This window comes from Enterovibrio nigricans DSM 22720 (genome assembly GCF_900167155.1).
Taxonomy (GTDB): domain Bacteria; phylum Pseudomonadota; class Gammaproteobacteria; order Enterobacterales; family Vibrionaceae; genus Enterovibrio; species Enterovibrio nigricans.
The window spans coordinates 1-8,691 of sequence record NZ_FUXU01000114.1; the positions used below are offsets into that span (position 1 = coordinate 1).

Sequence of the window (8,691 nt, forward strand, 5' to 3'; positions counted from 1 at the left end):
GCAAGCAGTGCTGCATTCCAACGATGATGACCTTCACCATAGGCATCACGCTCTATCATGATGGCTTTTGCGTTGTCGAACAGGACCTCTTTGGGTACACCACCGAAGTATTCGAACGCTTCTTCAAGACCTTCAATCCAATCTTCTTGACGCTCACGCTCAATGAAGCGGACAAAAGTTGCACGGCTATATCCAAGCGTTGCGACAAAGGCTTTGATGCGTTTTCCGTGGTATGTGATCGTCGTGAAGTCCACTTGCATCTGCTGTCCTGGTTCAGTCTCGAAGCGCAGATAAGCAATAAACATATATATGTCATGCAAAATAGCCAGCAATACCATACTTTGAGTGGGTCTCTAAGTGTGAAAATGTATCATTAGTGGATTCTTTTCAGGTCGGGCAAGACTTAGCAGTGGTTTATAAATATAAATTCGAACCTCAGTGATGGAGACTGGTACAGAGTATAGTAGATATACTCTGTACCCAAGGTTCATTTTTTTCGTAATCAAGTGGGGCTGAGAGTAGTAAAGATGTCAACTTGGCTGTATTAAATGTATGACATGCTAAATCTAGCTCTGAAAGTAAGTCTCGCATATCTGCTAGTGATAACCTTTCTTCCATCGCGGTCATGATCTTTTGATGACTCGTTCCTTCTACATTCTCTCCAACGAGCAACTCTTCATAGAGCTTTTCTCCTGGTCGTAAACCAGTAAACTGTATTTCTATGTCACCGGAATCACTATTCCCATCGTAATATTCTTTCATACCCATCAAACGGATCATACGCTTTGCAAGGTCAACAATCTTTACTGACTCCCCCATATCCAGAACAAATACTTGTCCGTTTATACCCATAGCCCCTGCTTGTATCACTAGCTGGGCAGCTTCAGGGATCAGCATAAAGAAACGCGTAATCTCCGGGTGGGTCACAGTAACAGGCCCCCCTTTTCGAATTTGTTTTTTGAAAAGCGGAACGACAGAGCCTGAGGAACCGAGTACATTACCAAACCGAACCATGGTGAAAATAATGTTGGGCTCTTGTTCTGAGAGAGCTTGAAGTACAAGTTCTGCTAGTCGTTTGCTCGCACCCATTACATTTGTCGGGCGGACGGCTTTATCTGTAGAGATAAGCGTGAAATTTTTAACGCCAGTTTCTATTGCAGCTTCAGCGCACGATAACGTGCCAAAAACGTTATTCCTAATACCTTCAACAATATTGTCTTCTACTAACGGAACGTGCTTATATGCCGCGGCATGATAAACCGTTTGTATGTTATGAGCAGACATTATGTTCATCAGTCTATTTTTGTTTTGAACAGACCCTAGAGCAGATATGATCTCTGTTTGATAGTTCAAGTGATTTTTAAGGTTCGTTAGCTCCTGATGAATCGCATACAAGTTGTATTCATTTAGTTCAAACAATACGAGTTTTTCAGGCTGCTGCGCCAAAATTTGTCTGCAAAGCTCTGAACCAATTGAGCCTCCAGCTCCGGTGACCATGACAGATTTACCTGCAATGTTTTTGCTCATCAACTCAGCATCAGGTTCGACGGGCTCTCGCCCTAAAAGGTCACTTACAGCGAGGTCTTTAATGTCAGTTGCCAACGCTTTCCCTGCTGCAATATCTTCAACTGAAGGCACAGATTGAACCTCAATCGGCCAACCGGAGAGCTTTTCCACTAAGCGTAAACGGTCACCCTTGCTGATATTGTTAATCGCGAGTAGTAGCTTCACTGGCTCGTAGAGTGACGTTAAGCTTGGGAACTCGCTTGACGAATAAATCCGAACGCCACTTAAAATTTGACCGCCTTTTGCCGGGTCATCATCCAAGAAAGCGACCGGATGGTATTCGTCACCTTGGATCAGCGCATAGGCTAAATCCCTGCCAGTTGATCCCGCGCCGTAGATAAAAACATTTGGCTTCTTTCTGCGATAATGATGGTAATAAATTGTTCTAATCAGGATGCGCGGTGCACCCAGAGAGAGGATTGCTAACCCTGCGTAAATGAAGGGGACACTCCTAGGAATGAAGGCTTGAGAAAAGAAGCCACTGATTGCCAACGTTATCGCAGAAATGAACACCGCAAAGAAGATGTTCCCGACAGCGGGCAGCATCATGTAGCGAAGGATTGCTCGGTAAAGTCCCAATTTTATGAAGCAGATTATGGTAACAAAACAAGTAATTGTAAGGCTAACAATCTCAGGCAATCCAAAAGGGAAAGACAGGCTGTCCATCCTCAGTGCCATCGCAAAGAGGTAGGAGCCTATGACTGCAAGAATGTCATAAATTATACTAATAATGCGCTTGTTTTTACGCTGAGCACCGAGCAGCAACTGGATTGGTGTAAACATTCGTATTCTTATAGGTCTCTGTTTGCTAGAAGCAAGTTTGCCAGTATGAAGCAATAAATTTTCTGTACATATTCTAAGAGGTTTTAGTGATCGCCTCTAGTCTAGAGTGTTAGAATCTAGTGGTCACGTTAAAGTTAGGATAGGTACCCGTTTGAAGTTGTTGATAACAGGTGGTAGTGGTTTTGTTGGGTCACGTCTGATTGCCGTCTCAAAAGAGCGACACATCGATCATCGCGTTCAGATAAGAAAGCAGATCGGAGAAGATGCCCACCATATTGAGGTCAGCGATATCGGTCCTGATACGGATTGGTCTGATGCCTTACAGGGTATAGATGTCGTGGTGCATTGCGCAGCTCGTGTTCATCAAATGAAAGAGACTGAATCTGAAGCACTAACGGCATATAGGCACACCAATACGTTGGGTACATTACGACTTGCACAACAAGCATCAGAAGCAGGTGTGAAGCGGTTCGTCTTCTTGAGCAGTATCAAAGTTAACGGAGAACAAACCGAACGGGGAAATCCGTTTGTGCCCGCAATTGATACGCTTCCTATTGATCCGTATGGCTTAAGCAAATATGAAGCGGAAATTGGTTTAAAACAAATCTCCGAAGACACGGGTATGGAAGTGGTCATTATTCGTCCGCCACTTGTTTATGGCGAAGGCGTAAAAGCGAACTTCCTGTCCATGATGAACCTCATCCGTAAAGGTGTCCCTTTACCTTTTGTTGCCATTAACAATAAAAGAAGCTTTGTATATAGAGAAAACTTGATCTCACTTATTTTATTGTGCTGCGAGCATGAAAAAGCCGCTGGGAACGTGTTTTTGGTTTCGGATGGTCAAGATGTCTCCACTACCACACTATTCCGACAAATTGGCGTCAATTTCGGGAAAGAAAACCGATTGATCCCCGTACCACAATCCTTTCTTGAATGGGGAGCCAGATTGCTTGGTAAAGAGGCGCTCTCTCAACGCCTATGCGGCAACTTGCAGCTTGATATTTCTGATACAATGTCGCGTTTAGGCTGGCAACCGCCGTACAGTTTTGAGCAAGGTATTGCAAAAACAGTCAGTACCTACAAAAACGCATTAAATGATTGAAATATTGATAGAGCGAGTAATACGGTGACAAGAGTTTTTGACTATACCTTTGCATTCTTAGGGTTATTGTTTCTTTGGCCTGTGATGCTCATCGTTGTGATTCTAGGATATTTTGATACAGGCTCACCCATTTTCCGTCAAGAGCGAGTGGGTAAAAATCAAAAGCCATTTTCTTTAATAAAATTTCGCACAATGGCACCAGACACTGCTTCGGTAGCGACTCATTTAGCGCAATCTAGCTCAATTACCCGGTTAGGTGCTTTTCTTCGTAAGACCAAGTTAGACGAGTTGCCGCAGCTGATCAATGTGCTGAAAGGGGAAATGAGTCTCGTGGGGCCAAGACCTTGTTTGTTTAATCAGAAAGAGCTTATTGACGCTCGCCAATCCCTACGTGTTTTTGATGTCCTTCCTGGTGTTACGGGTTTAGCGCAAGTTAACGAAATTGATATGTCGACACCAGAGAAGCTCGCAAAATGGGATGCGCGCATGATTGAAACCATGTCACTGAAAAACTACTTCACGTACATTATACAAACCGCAACAGGGAGTGGTTCCGGCGACAGAGTTAAAAACTAAATATTAATGTTTTTTCCTAGAATAGTGCCCTCTGGAATGGCTCTTCCTTATTTGGATTAGCATTTTCACATTCAAACGCCTGATGCTCGTCATCGGGCGTTTTAGTATTAAATTCCTAAGCGCTGTTAAATTCAGCCCCTAGGAGACGGGGCCTGAACAAAGACATGCATCGCAAGAGAAAATGTATATTTCTTAGGTAAAAAGCCAAGCGGTGAAGCGCGCTATAAGACCTTCCTAAGCATTGGCTAGGTAGCCAACTTTTTGACAAAAATGAAGCCTCTAACGATAGAAAGGAGGCTGTTTTGCACATCATCCACCACGGTGCCAAAACGGGCGTCACGGGCTCTTGCCACCAGCTCACTACCGAGAAGGGAAAGCTCCTTATTGACTGCGGCTTGTTTCAAGGCGATGAAGTGCGTCCTCTCGATATCGAATTCAATGTACATGACATCGATGCACTCATACTGACACACGCGCACATTGACCATATCGGCCGGCTTCCTTGGCTGCTTGCCGCGGGTTTCAGTTCACCCATCTATTGCACGTTTGCCACCGCCAAACTTGTACCCATGATGCTAGATGATGCATTACGTCTTCAGCTTGGTCTGAACCGAAAAGACCGGCAGCGCATACTCAAACTCATCGAATCGCTGACCATTCCCGTCAATTACGGCACCTGGCACAGTGTGGATCACCAATCTGCGTTAGTGGCAGATATCCGCTTTCAACCTGCCGGCCATATCCTTGGCTCTGCCTATGTCGCAATAAAACTGCCAACCGAAGAAACGATTGTCTTCTCCGGCGATCTTGGCCCCAACAACACACCGTTATTACCCGATCCAACGCCGCCTGAAAGGGCAGATCTCTTAGTGATTGAAAGCACCTATGGTGACGGCACTCACGATTCCATAGAACAACGTGCCGACAGGCTAAAAACGTTGATCAATCGTTCACTGCGCGATGGCGGCGTTATCCTCATTCCCGCCTTCAACGTGGCACAGCAAGGGTTGAAATTGGTAACGAAACTGTCGAAGTGAATGCACACATCCATACCATGTCTGGCTATTCCACCCATGCTGATCAAACGGATCTGCTGCGCTTTATCGCGGGGATCCCCAATGCACCGAAAGAAGTACGTATCGTGCATGGTGATAAGCAGGCGCAACAGGCTCTCGCCAAACAAATAGAAAAGAGAAAGCTCGCCAAACGAACTGTTTTGGGCGTGGAGACCTAAGCCAAAGCGATAATTAAAAATAGAAGAACAAAACAAAAACAAAAACAAAAACAAAAGAAAAGAAGAGCATCCGAGCGGGGCAGAATGAAAAAGGGGCTAGGTATCCAATACCAAGCCCCTTTATTTTTATCGCATGTTTAGAACCCGCAATGCGCGATTTGCTGCAATCGGCTTGCTGTTATTGGTTCCCTGCTAGCGATTCGTAAACTCGCTATTCGGATATCTCGCATTGGTCATGCTGTACAAGCTGTACTTACGCGCCAACATCTGGCCACCATCACGAGACAGCGGGGTCCAGCCGATCACCGCGCGGCTGGCACTTGGTTTCACCGTGAAAATGTCGAACGGAATCGAGATATAGAAGCCCTTATTGAAACTGCCTTCACCGAACTCTTCTGCAGAAAGTTTCGTTTTCGCCAGATACGCACCTGCAATAACGCCGCTGTCGAACTGCTTGGAAACGTCCAGCGTCACACCTTTATCTTCCGCCAAATACTGCCCCACACTTGCTTTGATCAGCAAATCATCGAACCAGCTCCACTCAGGGCGATAATAGGTCGTAAAGTGGCCCGTTGGTGCGCCCGTTTGTACGCGGTAGTAACGGCCCGTTGTTGGGTCGTAATGGCGTTCTTCGGTGAAAATACCAAACTGGGTGTCAGGGTCGCGCTGAACCACATAATTCAAGTCCAACCCAAATGCCCAATTGCTGTTAAGCGGTCGGTACAGCACCTCACCACCCACACCGGCGAACATGCTCTCGAGGTAGCCACCATAAGCTTGGGTATAAACGTTGTCGCCGAATTGGTTAAACAAGGTCGCCTGAAGGTTGTTCACACGAACCGTGTTGTCAGAAATGTAACGACGAACCAGTGTGCGAACGCGTTTCAAATCCGTGCCATCAGGCGGTACGTCGTAAAGGAACTTGTCATAGTTATCGACAAGGTTTACATAAACACCGCCACCGACTTCGATGTTATCCGTAAGCCAATAACTGGCACCACCGGACACCCCAAGGTTAAACATGTAGAAGTCTTCTGAGCCACCAATCGACTGTTGCAAGGTCGGTGACATGCTGACAGACCAAGGTTTTGACGTATCTGCTTGCAGCATACCGCGCGGCGAGCTAGGGTCGACAACGGTTACCGCATCAGACACATGTCCACCGACATACTCTTGGTTCGCCACTTTGCGATAAGCGACCGTATCAATCGTGGTCTGCGTCGTTGGCTGGTTGGCTTGTTCTTCAATCAGCACAAACTCTTTTGCCGTCGTGCCTGTGTTCGCCAAAATCATGGCCGCTTTTTCATGGGCGAAATCGCGGTCACGGTATTTCGATTGGCTGCCTACCACTGTCACCGTATCTTTATCCGCATACACTTTGGTTTGGCTGTAACCCGCAATGGTTTTTAAATCGACAGCAACCTTGTCCCAATCAATCTCATCCACGTTTTTCGTTGCCGTGTTTTGATAAGCTGGGGTAGGGGTATCGACCCAGTTTTGCTTGAGGGTATTGAAGTTGGTTTTCAGCGTGAAACCTAGCGTCCAAGTATTGCCGTGTTCATAACTGGCGCGTAGGTCACCCCAATCGCCCAAGTGATATACAGCACCGAGGTTAAACGGTGAGTCTTGTTCAATATCTGGTGCGAATTCCGAGCGGTAATCGTTCCCTTCGTATTCTAACTTCAACGAAAGTGGCGCGTATGGCGTTTGGTATTCCACCCCGCCGAACACAGACATACAGCCCGTAAACCAGCGGCTGTAGTCAAAGCTGCCACCTTTTCCTTTATAGCTGGTGTCTCGGCCACAATCCGTGCCTTGCGTTTTATCACCGGCAAGGTTTGCACGGTTGCCCAAGTATCCCCAGCCTACCCCAAGGGTGAAATCCAGTGGCCCCATATGTTTGCTGGCAGCAATGTATTCGCCATCAAACAAACCGGTACCGCCCATATCTTGAATACCCACAGAGGTTTCAGGCAACCAGTAGCTTTCTTCCCACAATCGCAGTTTTACATCGATACCTTTATCGGTGTAATAATTATCTTTACTGAAATTTTCATTGCCTCCAAAGGAGACCTCAGGAACTTGCGTATAGCGAATGGTCGCTTCCATCCAGGGCATCAATTGCAAAGACGTGTGGTAGTGGCGGTAATCGCCATTCATGGTCACACCCAGTGAAAACTCGCCTTCTGGCGCAACGCGGCCCGTTGGCACTTGCATTAAGCCCACACCACCAAATCACTTTGTGTTGGCGTGAATGGCGTAAAATCCTGATCATTCGCGCCAGCGGGAAGTGCAGCCATCATCGCCAGAGACAGTGAAGACAAGGTAAATAAACGATGATGCATGACTACATAACCCGGTGTTGAAGAAGTTGAACAATATCCGCATTCAACGACGAAAGTGCTGAAGGCAATCGCTGAAAAGGCATATAAACCATCGCGCCTGGGGCAATGTTCATTGGTTGTTCATTCCAATAGGCGATAGGGTGCTCTTCTATCTCTCCATTAGGTTGAACAACCAATGCTGTGCTATTGCCAAAGGAGTGTAGTGGCATGGCGACAGACAGATAGTCGTCAGCCGTATGCGTTACGGAAAAAGGTACGGTTTGAGGGTGTAAAACTGCGCCAATCACCTGCACCGAGTCAGGGCGCTTTGGCAGTAACAGGGTTAGATCACCGTCAACCAAGGGGTTGCTACGCGAACCCGCAAGGTAAAAATCTTCATCAAGCGTAACGGGAATACGTGTCTTAAAAAGGGATGCATTGATGAAGACAGACAACTGTTTCACCGCCTCTAGCTTTTCATCATCGTCTTGCCAAATTTCAGTGGCGAGGGAGAGCGTTTTGTTTACAGATAAAAGCAATTCTTTCGCATTGCCGGCCTCATCATCAAAAAGGCCCGCGCCCAGCCAATAAATAGCATCGCTCCCGTGTGCGAGCGTACCGTCTGTTTGACGCTTAACTAACTGGGCGCCCTGAGAAACCACTTGCGATGCGCGGGGTGTTCCGTCGAAGTTGATTGTAAATTCAGAAGGGGTTTCGGAGGATGTAATAACATTCACGCTGTTATTTTCTGCGAAAACATTCGTTACAACACCAAAGAATAAAAAGGCAGTGACACGCGATAATAAACGGGCTGAAACCGGCTTTGTTGCTTAAATCGATGGAACTAAATCTAGAAGCTACGATCTGATCGGCTACACCCATCAATCGTCGTAGTCTCATGTCTAAACCTCGTTACAAAACAACTAACTGGAAGCAGTACAACAAAGCCTTAATCAACCGTGGTTCTCTGACCTTTTGGATTGATGAGGAAACGATAGCTGAGTGGAAACAAAACAAACAAGGCAAGCGTGGTAGACCTCGCCGATTCAGCGACTTAGCCATTACTACCGCACTGATGGTGAAACGCATTTTCTCTATGCCATTGA

Annotated in this window: 5 protein-coding genes and 3 pseudogenes; 4 read left to right on the plus strand and 4 right to left on the minus strand. The window is 46.5% G+C overall.

Going from position 1 to position 8,691, the window contains the following annotated elements:
- Positions 1-290, minus strand: a pseudogene (locus B5D35_RS21395) (DDE-type integrase/transposase/recombinase); the annotation flags it as partial.
- A gap of 145 nt (positions 291-435) precedes the next feature.
- Entirely contained in the window at positions 436-2,349 is a 1,914-nt protein-coding gene (locus tag B5D35_RS21400; protein ID WP_078754508.1) for a polysaccharide biosynthesis protein, read from the minus strand.
- Positions 2,350-2,500: 151 nt separating this feature from the next.
- On the opposite strand from B5D35_RS21400, the gene B5D35_RS21405 reads away from it, so the two are divergent.
- The 3 genes and pseudogenes from B5D35_RS21405 (at position 2,501) to B5D35_RS21415 (ending at position 5,261) form a co-directional block, all read left to right on the plus strand.
- On the plus strand, positions 2,501-3,451 hold the full coding sequence (locus B5D35_RS21405; RefSeq protein ID WP_078754509.1) for a UDP-glucose 4-epimerase family protein: 951 nt from the start codon (positions 2,501-2,503) through the stop codon (positions 3,449-3,451).
- Between the two features lie 24 nt (positions 3,452-3,475).
- Complete coding sequence (locus B5D35_RS21410) at positions 3,476-4,027, plus strand: sugar transferase (protein WP_078754510.1); 552 nt, start codon at positions 3,476-3,478, stop codon at positions 4,025-4,027.
- 302 nt (positions 4,028-4,329) lie between these two features.
- Positions 4,330-5,261 (plus strand): annotated as a pseudogene (locus B5D35_RS21415) (MBL fold metallo-hydrolase RNA specificity domain-containing protein).
- A 192-nt stretch (positions 5,262-5,453) separates the two neighbouring features.
- On the opposite strand, the pseudogene B5D35_RS21420 reads toward B5D35_RS21415, so the two are convergent.
- Together B5D35_RS21420 and B5D35_RS21425 are read right to left on the minus strand one after the other, a co-directional pair.
- Positions 5,454-7,606 (minus strand): annotated as a pseudogene (locus B5D35_RS21420) (YjbH domain-containing protein).
- A 2-nt stretch (positions 7,607-7,608) separates the two neighbouring features.
- Entirely contained in the window at positions 7,609-8,322 is a 714-nt protein-coding gene (locus tag B5D35_RS21425) for a capsule biosynthesis GfcC family protein (RefSeq protein ID WP_078754511.1), read from the minus strand.
- Between the two features lie 161 nt (positions 8,323-8,483).
- On the opposite strand from B5D35_RS21425, the gene B5D35_RS21430 reads away from it, so the two are divergent.
- Positions 8,484-8,691, plus strand: a 208-nt coding sequence (locus B5D35_RS21430; protein ID WP_170915173.1) for a transposase, incomplete at its 3' end; no start/stop codon positions are given.